This is a genomic window from Lysobacter sp. HA18, assembly GCF_054057595.1.
In genome coordinates, this window is sequence record NZ_JBSRZL010000001.1 from 2,426,080 (window position 1) to 2,441,414 (window position 15,335).

17 protein-coding genes and 1 pseudogene are annotated in these 15,335 nt (G+C 68.1%); 12 read left to right on the forward strand and 6 right to left on the reverse strand.

Going from position 1 to position 15,335, the window contains the following annotated elements; genetic code table 11:
• Window positions 1-83: 83 nt before the first annotated feature.
• On the reverse strand, window positions 84-1,121 hold the full coding sequence (locus tag ACVWWW_RS11985; protein WP_027083343.1) for a type IV pilus twitching motility protein PilT: 1,038 nt from the start codon (window positions 1,119-1,121) through the stop codon (window positions 84-86).
• Window positions 1,122-1,239: 118 nt separating this feature from the next.
• Between ACVWWW_RS11985 and ACVWWW_RS11990 the strand changes: the two genes are divergently transcribed.
• Genes ACVWWW_RS11990 through ACVWWW_RS12005 form a run of 4 tightly spaced genes read left to right on the forward strand, consistent with a single transcriptional unit; the run spans window position 1,240 to window position 3,565 of the window.
• A complete protein-coding gene (locus ACVWWW_RS11990) occupies window positions 1,240-1,932 on the forward strand; it encodes a YggS family pyridoxal phosphate-dependent enzyme (RefSeq protein ID WP_027083342.1) in 693 nt (230 codons plus the stop codon).
• A 3-nt stretch (window positions 1,933-1,935) separates the two neighbouring features.
• Window positions 1,936-2,211, forward strand: coding sequence for a hypothetical protein (locus tag ACVWWW_RS11995; protein WP_027083341.1), 276 nt, complete (start codon window positions 1,936-1,938; stop codon window positions 2,209-2,211).
• Window positions 2,211-3,095: a pyrroline-5-carboxylate reductase gene (gene proC / locus ACVWWW_RS12000; RefSeq protein WP_456998707.1), complete on the forward strand. Its 885-nt coding sequence runs from the start codon at window positions 2,211-2,213 to the stop codon at window positions 3,093-3,095. Before ACVWWW_RS11995 ends, proC begins: the two co-directional genes overlap by 1 nt.
• A gap of 8 nt (window positions 3,096-3,103) precedes the next feature.
• A complete protein-coding gene (locus ACVWWW_RS12005) occupies window positions 3,104-3,565 on the forward strand; it encodes a DUF4426 domain-containing protein (RefSeq protein ID WP_051235246.1) in 462 nt (153 codons plus the stop codon).
• A 3-nt stretch (window positions 3,566-3,568) separates the two neighbouring features.
• Here ACVWWW_RS12005 and ACVWWW_RS12010 read toward each other — a convergent pair whose 3' ends face one another.
• Both ACVWWW_RS12010 and pdxH read right to left on the reverse strand, forming a co-directional pair.
• Window positions 3,569-4,375 carry an ABC transporter substrate-binding protein gene (locus tag ACVWWW_RS12010; RefSeq protein ID WP_027083339.1) on the reverse strand — a complete coding sequence of 269 codons (807 nt, stop codon included), beginning with the start codon at window positions 4,373-4,375 and terminating at the stop codon, window positions 3,569-3,571.
• Window positions 4,372-4,974 (reverse strand): pyridoxamine 5'-phosphate oxidase, encoded by a 603-nt coding sequence (gene pdxH / locus ACVWWW_RS12015; protein ID WP_027083338.1) that lies wholly within the window; start codon window positions 4,972-4,974, stop codon window positions 4,372-4,374. Before pdxH ends, ACVWWW_RS12010 begins: the two co-directional genes overlap by 4 nt.
• Window positions 4,975-4,991: 17 nt before the next feature.
• Between pdxH and ACVWWW_RS12020 the strand changes: the two genes are divergently transcribed.
• The 5 genes and pseudogenes from ACVWWW_RS12020 (at window position 4,992) to hemE (ending at window position 9,113) form a co-directional block, all read left to right on the forward strand.
• Window positions 4,992-5,837 (forward strand): hypothetical protein, encoded by an 846-nt coding sequence (locus ACVWWW_RS12020; protein WP_051235244.1) that lies wholly within the window; start codon window positions 4,992-4,994, stop codon window positions 5,835-5,837.
• Window positions 5,834-6,310, forward strand: a pseudogene (locus ACVWWW_RS12025) (shikimate kinase); the annotation flags it as partial. The gene ACVWWW_RS12020 and the pseudogene ACVWWW_RS12025, both read left to right, overlap by 4 nt.
• Window positions 6,311-6,406: 96 nt before the next feature.
• A complete protein-coding gene (aroB, locus tag ACVWWW_RS12030; RefSeq protein ID WP_456998753.1) occupies window positions 6,407-7,462 on the forward strand; it encodes a 3-dehydroquinate synthase in 1,056 nt (351 codons plus the stop codon).
• A 128-nt stretch (window positions 7,463-7,590) separates the two neighbouring features.
• Window positions 7,591-7,842, forward strand: coding sequence for a WGR domain-containing protein (locus ACVWWW_RS12035; RefSeq protein ID WP_027083336.1), 252 nt, complete (start codon window positions 7,591-7,593; stop codon window positions 7,840-7,842).
• Between the two features lie 194 nt (window positions 7,843-8,036).
• Window positions 8,037-9,113: a uroporphyrinogen decarboxylase gene (hemE, locus tag ACVWWW_RS12040; RefSeq protein ID WP_027083335.1), complete on the forward strand. Its 1,077-nt coding sequence runs from the start codon at window positions 8,037-8,039 to the stop codon at window positions 9,111-9,113.
• Here hemE and ACVWWW_RS12045 read toward each other — a convergent pair.
• On the reverse strand, window positions 9,100-9,519 hold the full coding sequence (locus tag ACVWWW_RS12045) for a hypothetical protein (protein WP_027083334.1): 420 nt from the start codon (window positions 9,517-9,519) through the stop codon (window positions 9,100-9,102). The genes hemE and ACVWWW_RS12045 overlap by 14 nt on opposite strands.
• Window positions 9,516-13,043 carry a hybrid sensor histidine kinase/response regulator gene (locus tag ACVWWW_RS12050; RefSeq protein WP_036142060.1) on the reverse strand — a complete coding sequence of 1,176 codons (3,528 nt, stop codon included), beginning with the start codon at window positions 13,041-13,043 and terminating at the stop codon, window positions 9,516-9,518. Before ACVWWW_RS12050 ends, ACVWWW_RS12045 begins: the two co-directional genes overlap by 4 nt.
• A gap of 136 nt (window positions 13,044-13,179) precedes the next feature.
• Between ACVWWW_RS12050 and ACVWWW_RS12055 the strand changes: the two genes are divergently transcribed.
• Genes ACVWWW_RS12055 through ACVWWW_RS12065 form a run of 3 tightly spaced genes read left to right on the forward strand, consistent with a single transcriptional unit; the run spans window position 13,180 to window position 14,914 of the window.
• A complete protein-coding gene (locus tag ACVWWW_RS12055) occupies window positions 13,180-13,788 on the forward strand; it encodes a YceI family protein (protein ID WP_456998754.1) in 609 nt (202 codons plus the stop codon).
• Window positions 13,785-14,366, forward strand: a complete 582-nt coding sequence (locus tag ACVWWW_RS12060; RefSeq protein WP_027083332.1) for a cytochrome b — start codon at window positions 13,785-13,787, stop codon at window positions 14,364-14,366. The genes ACVWWW_RS12055 and ACVWWW_RS12060 overlap by 4 nt, the downstream gene beginning before the upstream one ends.
• Window positions 14,363-14,914, forward strand: a complete 552-nt coding sequence (locus ACVWWW_RS12065; protein WP_027083331.1) for a YceI family protein — start codon at window positions 14,363-14,365, stop codon at window positions 14,912-14,914. Before ACVWWW_RS12060 ends, ACVWWW_RS12065 begins: the two co-directional genes overlap by 4 nt.
• A gap of 164 nt (window positions 14,915-15,078) precedes the next feature.
• Here ACVWWW_RS12065 and ACVWWW_RS12070 read toward each other — a convergent pair whose 3' ends face one another.
• On the reverse strand, window positions 15,079-15,306 hold the full coding sequence (locus ACVWWW_RS12070; protein WP_027083330.1) for a glutaredoxin family protein: 228 nt from the start codon (window positions 15,304-15,306) through the stop codon (window positions 15,079-15,081).
• Window positions 15,307-15,335 lie beyond the last annotated feature (29 nt).

Consider the following 15,335-nt stretch of genomic DNA (forward strand, 5'->3'; position numbering starts at 1 on the left):
GACCGGCCACCGCAGCGATGTATCCCCCGGCGCGCGCGGTGGCCCGCGCTCCGCGGTGCCCGCCCGAAGGCGGGCCGTCGACGTCATTCGAACAGGCGCTTGTCGCGCGCGTATTCGCGCGCCTGCACCTTGAGGATCAGGCCGCGCTTCACGAGGTCCTGCAGATGCTGGTCGAGCGTCATCATGCCCACCGACTGACCCGTCTGGATCGACGAGTACATCTGCGCGACCTTGTCCTCGCGGATCAGGTTACGGATGGCCGGCGTGCCGACCATGATTTCCCACGCGGCCGTACGACCGCCGCCGACCTTCTTCAGCAGCGCCTGCGAGATCACCGCGCGCAGCGATTCGGACAGCATCGAGCGAACCATCGGCTTTTCGCCGGCGGGGAACACGTCGATGATGCGGTCGATGGTCTTCGCGGCCGAGCTCGTATGCAGCGTGCCGAACACGAGGTGGCCGGTTTCCGCAGCGGTCAGCGCGAGGCGAACCGTCTCGAGGTCGCGAAGCTCGCCGACCAGGATGTAGTCCGGGTCTTCGCGCAGCGCCGAGCGCAGGGCTTCGTTGAAGCCGTGCGTGTCGCGGTGCACTTCGCGCTGGTTGATCAGGCACTTCTGCGAGGTGTGCACGAACTCGATCGGGTCTTCGACCGAGAGGATGTGCGCGTACTCGTTCTTGTTGATGTGGTCGAGCATCGCCGCGAGCGTGGTCGACTTGCCCGAACCCGTCGGGCCAGTGACGAGGATCAGGCCCTGCGGCTGGTTGATCAGCTCGCGGAAGATCGGCGGCGTCGCCAGGTCTTCGAGCGTCAGCACTTCCGACGGAATCGTACGGAAGACCGCCGCCGCGCCACGGTTCTGGTTGAAGGCATTGACGCGGAAGCGCGCCAGGCCCGGGATCTCGAACGAGAAGTCGACTTCGAGGAATTCTTCGAAGTCGCGACGCTGCTTGTCCGACATGATGTCGTAGACGAGCGCGTGCACCTGCTTGTGTTCCAGAGCCGGAATGTTGATGCGACGGACGTCGCCGTCGACGCGGATCATCGGCGGCAGTCCTGCCGACAGATGAAGGTCCGACGCCTTGTTCTTGACCGAAAAGGCCAGCAGCTCGGCGATATCCATGCGTTTCCCCGTGAAGCGATCGAGCCCCGAATCCATGCGGTCTGGCCGCATGGACCCCCTCGGGGCAGTATAGGGCCCCGCAACGCCCCGGCAACGGCCGGTTTCCGAGGTCACCGACGTGCTCGCCGACGCCCTCCGCGAGGTCTCCGAAAGCCTTTATAGCGCGGCCACCGCGGCACAACGCCCCGTACCGACGCTGGTCGCCGTTTCAAAACTGAAACCTGCGACTGCGATCGCGGAACTGGCGGCCCTCGGACAGCGCGACTTCGGCGAGAACTACGTGCAGGAGGCCATGCGCAAGCGGCAGGAGCTCGATGCGGCGGGCCTGTCACAGCCGGGCGTCTGGCACCTGATCGGCCACCTGCAAAGCAATAAGGCGAAAGAGGCCGCAGCCCTCTTCGACTGGGTGCAGACGGTCGACCGGCCGTCGATCATCGATGCCCTCGCCCGCCATCGCAGCGACGATCAGCTGCCGCTGAACGTGCTGCTGCAGGTCAATATCGACGACGAGACCAGCAAACACGGCTGCCGACCGGACGACGTGTCGGCGCTCGCTGCGGCCGTCGAGTCGCAGCCGCGGCTAGCGCTTCGCGGCCTGATGATCATTCCGACGCCGCATCCGGACCCGGAAGCGCGGCGTCCCGCTTTCCGCACCGCCCGCCGCCTGTTCGACGCATTGCGGGCGAAGCACCCATCCGTCGACACACTGTCGATGGGCATGAGCGACGACTACACGCTCGCGATCGCCGAAGGCGCCACCATGGTCCGCGTAGGGTCCGCGCTGTTCGGCGCCCGTCCGACAAAGGCCTGATCCATGACGCACAAGCTGCACCGCATCGTCGTTACGTTCTGGATCGCCGCGGCGTTTGGTGGCGTCGGCCTGCTCGTGCTGATCGCGGCGATCACCGCCGCGTCGATCGGCTTCGGCCAGTGCGGCCCGAGTGCAGTCGACGCGATGGAACCGGGCTGTCGCGCCGGCGCGCGCCTGCTCATGATTGCGTTCGGGATGCTCTCGATCGCGCTGGTGTTCGGCGCGGTCAGCCTGACCATGCTCTGGCGCGAACGCCGCCACCGCAGGCAGATGCAGTGATGCGCACGCATTGCGCCGGCTATCCTGCCGTGCCCCACGAACCGGAGTCGCCAATGACGCACGCGTCCGAAACGCAAACGATCGCCTTCATCGGCGGCGGCAACATGGCGCGCAGCCTGATCGGCGGACTCTTCGCGCAGGGCCGCGACCCGAAGACGATCCGCGTCGCCGAGCCGGTCGACGCATTGCGCGATGCGCTTGCCCGCGATTTTGGTGTGCATGCCGTCGCAGATGCGAAGGATGCGGTCGACGGCGCATCGACCTGGCTGCTCGCGGTGAAGCCGCAGGTGATGCGCAACGTCTGCGAATCGGTGGCGCACGTCGCCGCATCGAACCCGCTGGTGATCTCGATCGCTGCCGGCATCACCGCGTCGCAGCTCGACCGCTGGCTGGGCGGCGGGCGCGCGATTGTCCGCGCAATGCCCAACACGCCGTCGCTGATCGGCCAGGGCGTGACCGGGCTATTCGCGACCAACGCCGTGTCGCCCGAGCAGCGCGACACCGCCTCCGCCCTGCTCCGCACCGGCGGCCCGACGACGTGGATCGACGACGAATCGCTGATGGACGCGGTGACCGCGGTATCCGGCAGCGGCCCGGCCTATGTGTTTCTACTGGCCGAGGCGATGCAGGCCGCGGCTGAGCGTCAGGGCTTGCCGCGCGAGACCGCCGCGCTTCTCGTGCGCCAGACGATTACTGGCGCCGCGGCGATGCTCGCGCAGCCGGGCGAAACACCCGACGTGCTGCGCGCCCGCGTCACCTCGCCCAATGGCACCACGCAGGCGGCGGTCGAGACGCTGCAGGCTGGTGGATTCGAAGCGCTGCTCGAACGCGCGATCGAACGCGCCACCGAACGCGGCCGCGAACTCTCCGGGGCGAATCATTGAGCGAACGCATGCGCAACACAGCTCTCGCCATCGCCCTGCTGACACTCGCCGCGTGCAGTAGCGATGCGCCGCCGGTGACTGCATCGACGTCGACCGCATCGCAGGAAGCAGAAGCGCGCGTCGGCGATGTGGTCGTGCATGCGAGCGTGGTGCAGACGTCGACGCTGGATGAAGCGGTCGCACGCGAATACGGGCTCGAGCGATCCGATCGCTCCGCGATGCTGCTGGTCAGCCCGCGCGATGCGAAGGGTGACGCACCGCCGTCGAAGGTCGACATCAGCGCGACCGTCGCGCCCGTCGGCGGCGCGGCGCAGTCGATCGATCTGCGCGAAGTGCGCGTCGGCGACTTGGTCGACCACGTCGGCACGGTCGACATCGCGCCACCGGAAACGCTGAAGTTCGACGTGACCGTGCGCTACGGCAGCGCGACGTCGACGATGTCGTTCACGCGGGACTTCTTCCCGCGCTGAGCGTCAGAGGCGCTTCGCCGCCCAGGCCTGCACGATGCGCTGGATCTCGCGCACACCGTCGGTAAGCGCCGCAGGACCGGGCTGGAGAATCAGCGGCGACTTGATCTCGTGCAGTTCGCCATCGCGCACGGCCGGCACGTCCTGCCAGCCGGGTCGCGCGACGACGCGCTCGGGCCGGAACTTCTTGCCGCACCACGAACCTATGATGATGTCCGGCGCCGCGTCGATGATTTCGCGGTCGTCCGCGATGATGCGGTTCTTCGCAAGCGACTCGACCGACCGCGCAGGCAGCAGGTCGATACCGCCTGCGATGTCGATCAACTCCGCGACCCAGCGGATGCCGGTGATGATCGGCTCGTCCCACTCTTCGAAATAGACCTTCGGCCGCGTTGGTAGCGCGCGGCCGGCGGCACGGATGTCGTCGAGGTCGCGCGCCAGCGAATCGGCATACGCGTTTGCGCGATCGCCCACGCCGACCAGCGCGCCGAGGCGACGGATGTAGTCGAGGATGCCGTCGACGCTGCGATGGTTGCTGATCCACACCTCGACGCCGCGACGGATCAGCTCCGCCGCGATATCCGCCTGGATATCGGAAAACCCGACAACGAAATCCGGCGACAGCGCAAGGATCTCGTCGATCTTCGCGCTGGTGAACGCGCTGACCTTCGGCTTCTCCTTGCGCGCTTTCGGCGGCCGCACGGTAAAGCCGCTGATGCCGACGATGCGATCGTCCTCACCCAGCGCGTACAGCGTTTCGGTCGGCTCCTCGGTCAGGCAGACGATGCGGCGCGGGCCGCTGCGCACCGTCACGGATAGAGCATCCGCTTGCTCCAGTCGCCGGCGGCGTCGCGTTCGTAGAACCAGCGCTCGTGCAGCCGGTACTGCGCGCCGTACCAGAACTCGATGCGGCGCGGCTTGACGCGGAAGCCCGTCCAGCCGGCAGGACGCGGCACGTCGCGACCGGCGAATTCGCGCTCGACCTGCTGCAGTCGCGACTCGAACGACTCCACCGAATCCAGCGTCTCCGATTGCAGCGACGCCCACGCGCCCAGCTGGCTGCCGCGCGCGCGTGAAGCGAAGTAGGCATCCGCTTCCTCATCGGCAACGATCGAGACGTCGCCCTCAATCCGCACCTGCACGCCATTGCGCAGCCGCGGCCAATGGAACAGCAACGCGGCCTGCGGATTGGCTTGCAGCTCGCGGCCCTTGCGGCCTTCCACATGCGTGTAGAACACGAAGCCGCGCGCGTCGTGCGCCTTCAGCAGCACCATGCGCACCGATGGGCGCGCATCGAGCGCGGCGGTCGCCAGCGACATCGCCGTGGGATCGGGCTCGCCGGCCTCCGCGGCCTGCACGAACAGGCGTTCAAAGGTGGCGAGGGCTTCGGCAAGCAGGGCATGCGTTTCCATGGCGCTATTGTGCGGGCATGGCCCATGCGCTGCACGTCGACGGACCGGACCCCGCATTCGTCGAGCGGCTGCTCGATGTGGCGCTCGCATCGCGGGATCGCCTGTTCGCGATCGCGGGCTTGCAGGGGAGCGGTAAGTCGACGCTGGCGGCGCGGATGGTCGACCTCGCGGCGTCGCGCGGACTGCGTGTCGTCGCGTTGTCGCTGGACGACTTCTACCTCGACCGGCCGCAGCGCCTCGCCCTCGCCCGCGATGTGCACCCGCTGCTCGCCACGCGCGGGCCGCCGGGTACGCATGACGTCGAGTTGATGATCGAGACATTGGATGCATTGCGGGGCGACTACGCCGTGCGCGTGCCGCGCTTCGACAAGCTCACCGATCGCCGGTTGTCCGAAATCGATTGGCTACATGTCGACCGTTGCGACCTGGCCATCGTCGAGGGCTGGTGCCTCAAGGTCCCGGCGGAGGATGCGACCACGCTCGCGATGCCACTGAATGCAGTGGAACGCGACGAGGATGCGGACGGTGCGTGGCGCACGTACTGCAACCACGCGCTTGGCCGCGACTACCCGAAGCTGTGGTCGCGGCTGCCGAATCTGCTCTGGCTCGCGCCGCCGTGTTTCGACGTCGTGCCCGAGTGGCGCTGGCAGCAGGAGTGCGCGTTGCGCGACGCGCGGCCGGACGTCGGGGGCATGAGTCGCAGCGAGATCGACCGCTTCGTGCAGTTGTTCGAACGCACGAGCCGCCGGGCTATTGCGACGCTGCCCAGCATCGCGCAACACGTCGTCCATCTCGACGCGCAACGACGCCCCGACCCGGACGACGTCGCCAGGCTGCGGCCTCCGCCTACAATCGACGCATGAACCGTTCGCGCAACTGGGTGCTGGTCGGTCCGACCGGTGCAGGCAAATCGACCGTGGGCGCGCTGTTCGCGGCGCGACGCGGGCTGCGTTTCGTCGACCTGGACGCGCTGATCGAAGCGCAGGCTGGACGCCGCGTTGCCGACATCTTCGCAACCGACGGAGAGGCCGCGTTCCGCCAGCTCGAATCGAGCGCGCTCGCAGACGCACTAACAAACGATGGCGTGGTCATCGCGACCGGCGGCGGCGTGGTACTCGATGAAGCGAACCGCCGCCGCATGCGCGAGTCGGCGATGGTCGTGCATCTACATGCCGAGATCGCGTCGCAGCTTGGTCGTCTTCGCGATGCGACCGACCGTCCGTTGCTTGCGCGTGCCGACCGTGACGAAGTGCTGCGCGACATGGCCGCACGTCGCACCCCGCTGTATGCCGGGATCGCGGACCTGCGTATCGACACGGCATTGCTCGATGCGGACGAAGTCGCCGAGTTGCTGCATGCAAGCGCACCGGTCACCGCAAGCGACACCGCGCCGCGCCACCTCGAGGTCGAGAGTCCGCGCGGCCCCTACTCCATCCACATCGGCGCCGGCCTGATCGCCGACGGGGACGCGCTCGCGTCGGCCATCCGCGGCCGGCACGTGCTCGTCGTTACCGACGCAAACGTGGCGCCGCTCTACCTGCCGGTGCTCGACGCAACGCTGCGACGCATCCGGCCTGACGCGCACATCGCGACGCTCGTACTGCCGCCGGGCGAGTCGGAAAAGACGCTCGACCGCTGGCGCGAGGCGATCGATGCGCTGGCGGCGCTGGGCGCGACTCGCGACGGTACGGTCGTGGCGTTAGGCGGCGGCGTGATCGGCGATCTCGCCGGCTTCGCCGCCGCGTGCTGGATGCGCGGCATCGACGTCGTGCAGCTACCGACCACGCTGCTGGCGATGGTCGACTCGTCGGTCGGTGGCAAGACCGCGGTCGACCTGCCGGCCGGCAAGAATCTCGTCGGTGTGTTCCATCCGCCGTCGGCCGTGATCGCCGATACGTCCACGCTGGCGACGCTACCACCGCGCGAGTTGCGCGCAGGACTCGCCGAGGTCGTGAAGTACGGCGCGATCTTCGACGCCGGCTTCCTCGACTGGATCGAAGCGCGCGTCGATCTGCTTCTGTCGGGTGACGCGACGGCGACAGCCGAGGCCGTCGAACGCTCGTGCCGCTACAAGGCCGAGGTGGTCGCGCGCGACCCGTTCGAGCGCGGCGATCGTGCGCTGCTCAACTTTGGCCACACCTTCGGTCACGCGATCGAGACCGAGCAGGGCTATGCGGGCGCGACCGGCGGGCTGGTGCACGGGGAAGCCGTTGCGGTCGGGATGGTGCTCGCGGCCCGGTTGTCGGCAGCGCTGGGCCGCGCACCGGTCGCCGACGCGGAACGCCTTCAGCGTCTACTGGCGTCGCTGGGGCTCCCGACCCGCATCCCGGCCGGGCTCGAACCGTCCGCCCTGCTCGATCGCATGCGGCTGGACAAGAAGGCCGACGCCGCCGGGCTGCGCTTCATCCTGTGGGACGGCGCCGGCCACGGGCGGATCGTGCGCGAGGTGCCGGATGCCGCGGTGCTGGACGTCCTCGCCGCCGGCTGAGCGGACCGTCGGTCGCGCATGGCGAACGCTCGCCATGCGGCTCCGCCCGACGGGCGGATGACGAACAAAAGGGACGCATTCATCCCCGTCGGAGCCGAATATCCGGTCGCGCGGCTACAATTCCGCCGATGCGATTGCTCCTGCAACAACGCCCTGAAGGCCGCGAAGCGCCGCGCTTCGTCCAGCTCATGCTCCAGGCCGACCTGCTCGGCGGGTGGACGCTCGTGCGCGAGACCGGCCAGATTGGCGGCAAGAGCACCGTGCGCCGCGAGCAGTACCTCGACCAGCAGTCGGCGATCGCGGCGCTCGAAAATGCGCGCGACACCCAGATCAAGCGCGGTTTCCAGCTCATGTTCGCCGAGGGCGCGGCTCCGCGCTGACGGGCTGCATCCGGGCGGGCAGCCGACACGGTGCGCCCGCACGTTCGGTCGGACAGGACAGTCCGAACCGGAAATGTGTCGCCACCAATGCATCAGCGATAGGCACGATGCGACGCCTTGTGTCGCCGGCCGCCAAAGCACCCGCACCACCGCCCCTGTTCCGCCCGACCTTTCCGACTCGAAGCGACGTTTCCATGACCTACGCCCCGCTCCAGAACGATCGCTTCCTACGCGCGCTCCGCCGCGAATCGGTTGATCGCACGCCCGTGTGGCTGATGCGACAGGCTGGTCGCTACCTGCCGGAATACCGCGCCACCCGCGCGCGCGCTGGCAGCTTCCTCGCGATGGCGAAGAACCCGGAGCTTGCGTGTGAAGTGACGCTGCAGCCGCTCGAGCGCTTCCCGCTCGACGCCGCGATCCTGTTCTCCGACATCCTCACCGTGCCGGATGCGATGGGGCTCGGGCTGTATTTCGTCGAAGGCGAAGGCCCGAAGTTCGAGCGCCCGGTGCGCACCGCCGACGACATCGCCAAGCTCGCCGTGCCCGACGTCGGCACCGAATTGCGCTACGTCACGGACGCCGTATCGCTGATCCGTCGCGAACTCGGCGGCCGCGTTCCCCTGATCGGCTTTTCGGGCAGCCCGTGGACGCTGGCCTGCTACATGGTCGAAGGCGGCGGCAGCAAGGACTTCGCGCGCGTCAAGGCGCTCGCGTTGAACGACCCGGCGGCGATGCACCGCCTCCTCGACGTCACCACCGATGCAGTCATCGCCTACCTCGACGCGCAGCGCGTCGCCGGCGCGCAGGCGCTGCAGGTGTTCGATACCTGGGGTGGCGTGCTGTCGCCAGCGATGTATCGCGAGTTCTCGCTGCGTTACCTCGAACGCATCGCCGGCGAACTGCCGCGCGGCGAAGGCGACGAGGCCGCGCCGCTGATCCTGTTCGGCAAGGGCAATGGCGCCTACCTCGAAGATCTCGCTGCCACCGGTGCCGAAGGCGTGGGCGTCGACTGGACGGTCGATCTCTGCGATGCCGCGCGTCGCACGGGCGGCCGCGTCGCGCTACAGGGCAACCTCGATCCGGTGACGTTGTACGCGTCGCCCGAGGCGATCCGCGGCGAAGTGGGTCGCGCACTCGATGCGTACAAGGCGGGCAACGGCGGCTCGCGCGAAGGGCACGTCTTCAATCTTGGCCACGGAATGTCGCCCGACATGAATCCCGAACACGTCGCCGTTCTGGTCGACGCCGTGCACGAGCTCAGCGCGCGCTGAGCAGGCGGACGTAGGGCCAGAACACCAGAGCGCAGCCGACGACGAACAGCGCCAGCGACGCGACCTGCGCGCGGCGCCATGTCGAGAGGAACGTCATCGGCACGCCGGACGCCTGCATGCGGCGGTGTCCGACCTGCGCGGTGAGCACGCTGGCCAGCATTGCGACGACGACCAGCGCTACGGCAATCAGCGCGCGGTGGTGCGGGCGCGCCATCGTCAACAACACGTAGCCGACGGCTCCGATCGCGAAGATCGGCAGCAACGCGACCATGGGATTCGGCCCGGCGCGTTCGATCAGCAACAGCGCATCGCCGTCGACTCGACGCCGGGCGCGCGCGATCAGCGTGGTGACGACGAGAACGCTGGCGAACCACGCGCATAGCCCGATGAGTTGTGTCGTGGTCATGCTGGAATCCCCCTACCCACGCGAGCCAGTGCCGACGCGAGCATCGCGCCGGTCACGGGCTTACGTACGAAATCGTCGAAGCCTGCGTCGCGCGCGCGCGGTTCGGACTCCGGGTCGGCGCGTGCGGTGACCGCGACCAACGGCGCGGTGAACCCATGTGCGCGCAGCTGACGCGCGAGCGCGAAGCCGTCGAGACCGGGAAGATCGAGATCGAGCAGACCGACGTCGAACCTCGCGACACGTGCTTCAGTAAGTGCGGCAAGGCCGTGCGGTACGTGCAGAACGCGATGACCTTGTGCGCGCAGAAGGCCGGCGACGACGTCGGCGACGATCGGGTCGTCCTCGACCAGCAGGATCGACAGCGCACGCGGCGGCGCGGTGATCGACGTCGCGTCCGGTGCGTCGTCGGGCAGTGCGACTTCCTGCAGTGGCAGGTCGATGTGGAATGTCGACCCGACGCCCGGCGTGCTTTCCAATCCGATTCGCCCGCCCATCGCTTCCGCGAGCTCCGTGCTGATCGCCAGCCCGAGCCCGCTGCCCCCGTAGCGCGCGGTCGTGCGTGCACCGTCGGCCTGCTGGAAACGACGGAACAGCTTCGCGCTCTGCTCGGCCGACAGACCAGGGCCGGTATCGATCACGCTGAAACGCAGGCCGGCGTCGTGTCGCTCGACACGCAACGTCACACCGCCGCGTTCGGTGAACTTCTCGGCGTTACCGAGCAGGTTCAACAGGATCTGGCGCAGACGGTTGCAGTCGCCGCGCACGCCGCGCGGCACGTCGTCCGCGATGTCGAGCGCAAACGTGCGATCGCGTCGACGGACCAGCGGACCGACCAGCGACGCCACGTCGTGCAGCACGCGGTGCAGGTCGAACGCTGCGTCGTCGAGTTCGAGGCGGCCCGACTCGATGCGCGCGAGGTCGAGTGCGTCGTTGAGGAGCCGCAACAGGTGTTCGCCAGCACCACGGATCGCGCCGACGTAGCCGCGCTGCGTGCCATCGAGCGGTGTGTCGAGCAGCAGTTCGGTCATGCCGAGCACGCCCGTCATCGGCGTGCGTACTTCGTGGCCGAAGGTCGCGAGGAAGCGTGTCTTCGCAGTCGACGATTCTTCCGCCAGCATGCGCTCGTGCTCCATCCGATCAAGCTCATGGCGGCGACGCAGGCGCGCGCGGTACGTGATCGCGAATGCGACCAGCGCGACGACACCGAGCAGCACGAACACCCCACGCGCGAGCCACGTCTGCCACCACGGCGGCCGCACGACGAAGGCGATGTCGCGCGGCGCGGACCAGACCTGGTCGGCGGTGCGAGCGATGATCCGCAGCCGGTAATCGCCCGGCGGAAGCTGCGAGAACACGCGTTCGCCATCGGCGCCTACGTCAACCCAACCGCGATCGAAGCCGAACAGGCGGAATCGGTAGCCGTTCGCGCCGGCGTTGTTGAACGCCATCAGGCGCGCACGCACGCGCAGGTCGCGGTCGTCGTGCGCGATGCGGATTCTGCTGTTCGGATCGAGTGCTACGCGACTGCCGCCATGGTTCACGTCGACGACTTCGAGCTGCAAGCGTGGCGCGCGCGTTTCGGGCCGGACGACGGCCGGATCGAACACGACCAGGCCTTCCGGCGATCCCACGAGGATTCGGCCGTCACCGGGACGCGCGATCGGCGCACCGGCGAATTCCTGACTGGGCAATCCATCGTGCACGCCGTAGACGCGCGTGCGCCGCGCAACAGGATCGACGCGCACCAGGCCGCGTACGGTCGTCGCCCAGATGTGACCTGCCGTATCGACCACCAGCCCGCTCGGGGCGATGCGCGGAAAGCCGACATCCGCACCCAGGGTGTCGACGCGCACGAGGCGCGCACCGTCGAAGCGGTAGTGCTCGACCGCACCGAAGCGCGCGAGCCATGGCTCGCCGGTCGCATCGAACGCCACGCCGTGCACTTCCGATGCGTCGACGCCTGCAACCGGCGCGGCCTTCATGCTCGCGCTGTCGATCGAGTACAGGCCGGTCGACGTGGTGATCCACACCGCGCCGTTCGGCGTGCGTACCAGTCCATTGACGGTCGTGCCACGCGCAAGGCCGCGGCCATCGCCCGGCGCCAGCGTCGCGCGCACGCGGCCGTTCGGTTCGCGCGCCTGCACGCCGCCCTCGCCTGCAGTCCAGATCAGGCCGTCGTCGCCCTGCAGCAGTGACGGCGCTTCGCCCGGCAGTGCGCCGTCGTGCATCGCCGCGGCCCAACGCTGGATCGCATGCGTCGCCGGGTCGATTCGCGCGATGCCGTCGTAATAGGTCACCCACACGCGACCGTCGCGGTCCTCGATCACGCCGTTGAGGATCACGCCCTGCGCGACGTCGCCGAACACGTGCTGGACGGCGCCGGTCTCGCTGTCGAAACGATCGAGCACGCCACCGCTGCCGACCAGCCAGATGGAACCGTCGCGCGACGGCGCAATGCCGTTGACCTGAGCGTTAGCGAGCGACTTCGGATCATCCAGCCGCCGCGCAAGCACGGAGAACTGGCGCCAGCGCGGCGGCAGGTACCAGAGCCCGTTCGTATTGCTGGCGAACCAAAGGCCGCCTTCGTGATCTTCGCGCGCGTCGACCCATGCGGGCCGCACCAGGCCCTGCGACGCGGCGCTGTAGAGCGCGACCGGCGCGACGGTGCCCTCGCCTTCGACGCCGAGACCTTGCGGAATGTCGAACCAGTGCGTGCCGGCGCGATCGCGCAGCAGCATCTGCAGCAGCTGGCCACCCGTCGATGTCCATGTCGGCGCGACGATCCGGCCCCGCGCATCACGTTCGACAAGACCGTGCGGCGTACCGATCCACAGGCCGCCGTCCGCATCCGGCGTCATGCCGTTAATGACGGGCGACGGCAGCGACGATGCGTCGTCGCGTTCGAAGTCGCGACCCGTCCACCGCGCAATGCCGTTGCTGGTGCCGACCCATAGCGTTCCGCGCTGCACGACGAGTTTGTGGATGTCCGGCGCCGGCAGGCTGCGCGCATTGCCCGGCACCGGCATGAAACGTTCGATGCGGCCCTCGTGCAGGCGATGCAGCCCGGCGTCCGCGGTGCCGAACCAGACGCTGCCGTCGGGCGTGGATTCGATCGCCCAGATCTCGACGCCGCCGACGTTCGGCGTGCGTCGGTCGTACGAGGTGAAGTGCTCGCGCGAGGCATCGAGCATGGCGAGCCCGGCCGTGCGCGTGCCGATCCACACGCGGTCGTGCGCATCGACATGCACCGCCCAGACGAAGTTGTCGTGCAGGCCCTGTTCGACGCGCCAGACGCGGAAACCCACGCCGTCGAAGCGCGCGAGTCCGTCACTGGTCGCGATCCAGAGATAGCCGGCGCGGTCCTGCGCGATGCCGTTGATGCGGTTCGAGGGAAGCCCGTCGGCGACGGTGTATTGCCGTGGCCGTGGTGTTTCAGGCAGTCCCGCCTGCGCGGCGCCGGTCCATAGCGTCGCCGTCATCGCGACGAGCAGGCCCGAGGCCACGGTGATCCATCCAGTGCGCATCCTGCATCTCCCCGGCATCCCCGGCCGTAAGGCTCCACGATCACGCCCGCGCGGGCAACCGGCGTGGAACATCCCGTTGCGCCGGCCTCCACGGCCGCTCACGCACCGCGTGCCTAGAATCGCCGCAACACCGAGGATCGCCATGCACCGTCGCCTGCTGCTTGCCGTGCTGTTCGTGCCGACGCTCGCTTCCGCCGAACAGTTCGCGATCGATCCCGTGCACACACGCGTAATGGTCGCCGCGTCGCACGCCGGTTTCTCGCAGGCGATGGGCGTGGCGTCGGGCGCGACGGGTCGCGTCGATTTCGACGACGGCTGGGCGAATGCAAAGGTCGACGTGACCGTGCCGCTGCGCAAGCTCGACTACGGCGACCCGGGCTGGACACGCGCGGTGCAGGGCCTGCTCGATACCGACAAATTCGCCGACGCGCACTTCGTCTCCGATCACGTAACGCCGAGCGACGCCACGCATGCCGAGATTTGCGGAACGCTCACGCTGCACCGCGTGTCCAAACCGCTGTGCATGGTCGCGACGCTCAACGCGCTGAAGCGCCACCCAATGCCGCCGTTCCGACGCACCGCCGGGTTCTCCGCAACCGCGAAGCTCGATCGATTCGACTACGGCATCGAGAACTGGCCGACGGTGATCGGTCGCGACATCGAACTGCGCATCGAGATCGAAGCCAGCCGCGGCATCGGCGCGCCCTCCACCGACACGAAACCCGACGAGACCTCCACCCCATGAGTCGAACACCGTCGCTGTTGCCCGAACGCTGGGGCGCGGTCAGCCAGCTGTTTCATTGGACCTGCGCCGCGCTGATCATCGCGCTGGGATCGATCGGCCTGTACATGACGGAGCTGACCAGCCCGCTGTCGAAGATCCGAATCTACGCGCTGCACAAGTCGCTGGGCCTGACGCTGCTCGGGCTCGTGCTGCTGCGCCTGCTGTGGCGCTGGACGCACAAGGTGCCCGGCCCGATTCCCGGCACCGCGCGCCATCTAAAACTCGCCGCCGACGGCATGCACGGCGTGCTGTACGCGATGATGATCGCGATGCCGCTCACCGGCTGGCTGATCAACTCGACGTCCGGTTATCCGCTGAAGTGGTTCGGGCTGGTCAGCGTGCCGGCCATTGCATCGAAGAGCGAGCCGCTCAATGCGATCGCGAAAAACCTGCACGAGTACGGGTTCTGGCTACTGGTCGTGCTCGTGTGCGGGCATGTACTCGCCGCGCTCTATCACCACATCTTCCTGCGCGACTCGACACTGCATCGCATGATTCCGTCGCGTCGCCGCACCACGCTTCCGGAGAACCACCCATGATTCGTCCGCTCGCACTCTGCGCCGCGCTGTTACTGCCCGGCGCTGTCCTCGCCGCCGATTACGTGCAGGCACCGGGCTCGACGCTCACGTTCGCAACGCAGTACGACGGCGAGGCAGTCGCCGGCCGCTTTCCGGTCTTTGCGACACGTCTGCACTTCGATCCGGCGAAGCCTGACGGCTCGCGGCTCGACGTCGTGATTCCGCTTGGCAGCACCACCATCGCCGACAAGGATCGTGACACCACACTGCGCAGCCCCGACTTCCTCGACGTCGCCAAATTCCCGCAGGCGCGGTTCACGTCGACGAAATTCCGCGCGCTCAGCGGCGGTCGCTTCGCCGCGGATGGACAACTCGCGCTGCGCGGCGTCACGCGTCCGGTCACGCTGGTTTTCACATGGACGCCCGGTGCGCAGCCGGTATTGAACGGCAGCGCGACGGTGAAGCGTCTGGACTTCGGCATCGGCGGCGGTGACTGGGCAAAGCCGACCCTCATCCCGAACGAGGTTCGGGTGAATACGAAGGTCGTGTTCTCGCCTGCGGCAAAATAGCGGGATCAAGCCAGCAAGGATGCTGACGATGCACGTTCCGAATCGAAGTCCCATGCGCCGTCGTATGCGACGTGCGCGTGTCGCCGTCCGCATTCTGCTTCTGGCTGCGGTGACCGCCCTGCTCTCGATGGCCGCATCGCGCGGCGGCGCCTGAGCTGCAGTCGCTAGCGTCCGACCAACGCGGTCACCGCGGCCGCATCGAACGGCCAATCGAGCTCGACACCCGCCGCCGTATCGCGCAGTACCGGTACGCGAACGCCGTACGCCGCTTCCAGCGCATCGTCGTCGATAAACACGCTCTCGAAGTCCGGCAGGCGCGCGGCGGCGAGCACCTCGAGCGCGAGGTCGCAGAGGTGGCAGTCGTCGCGCTGGAAAAGGATGAACCGGCTCATTCGAATGCGCTGCAGTACGGAAATGCGGT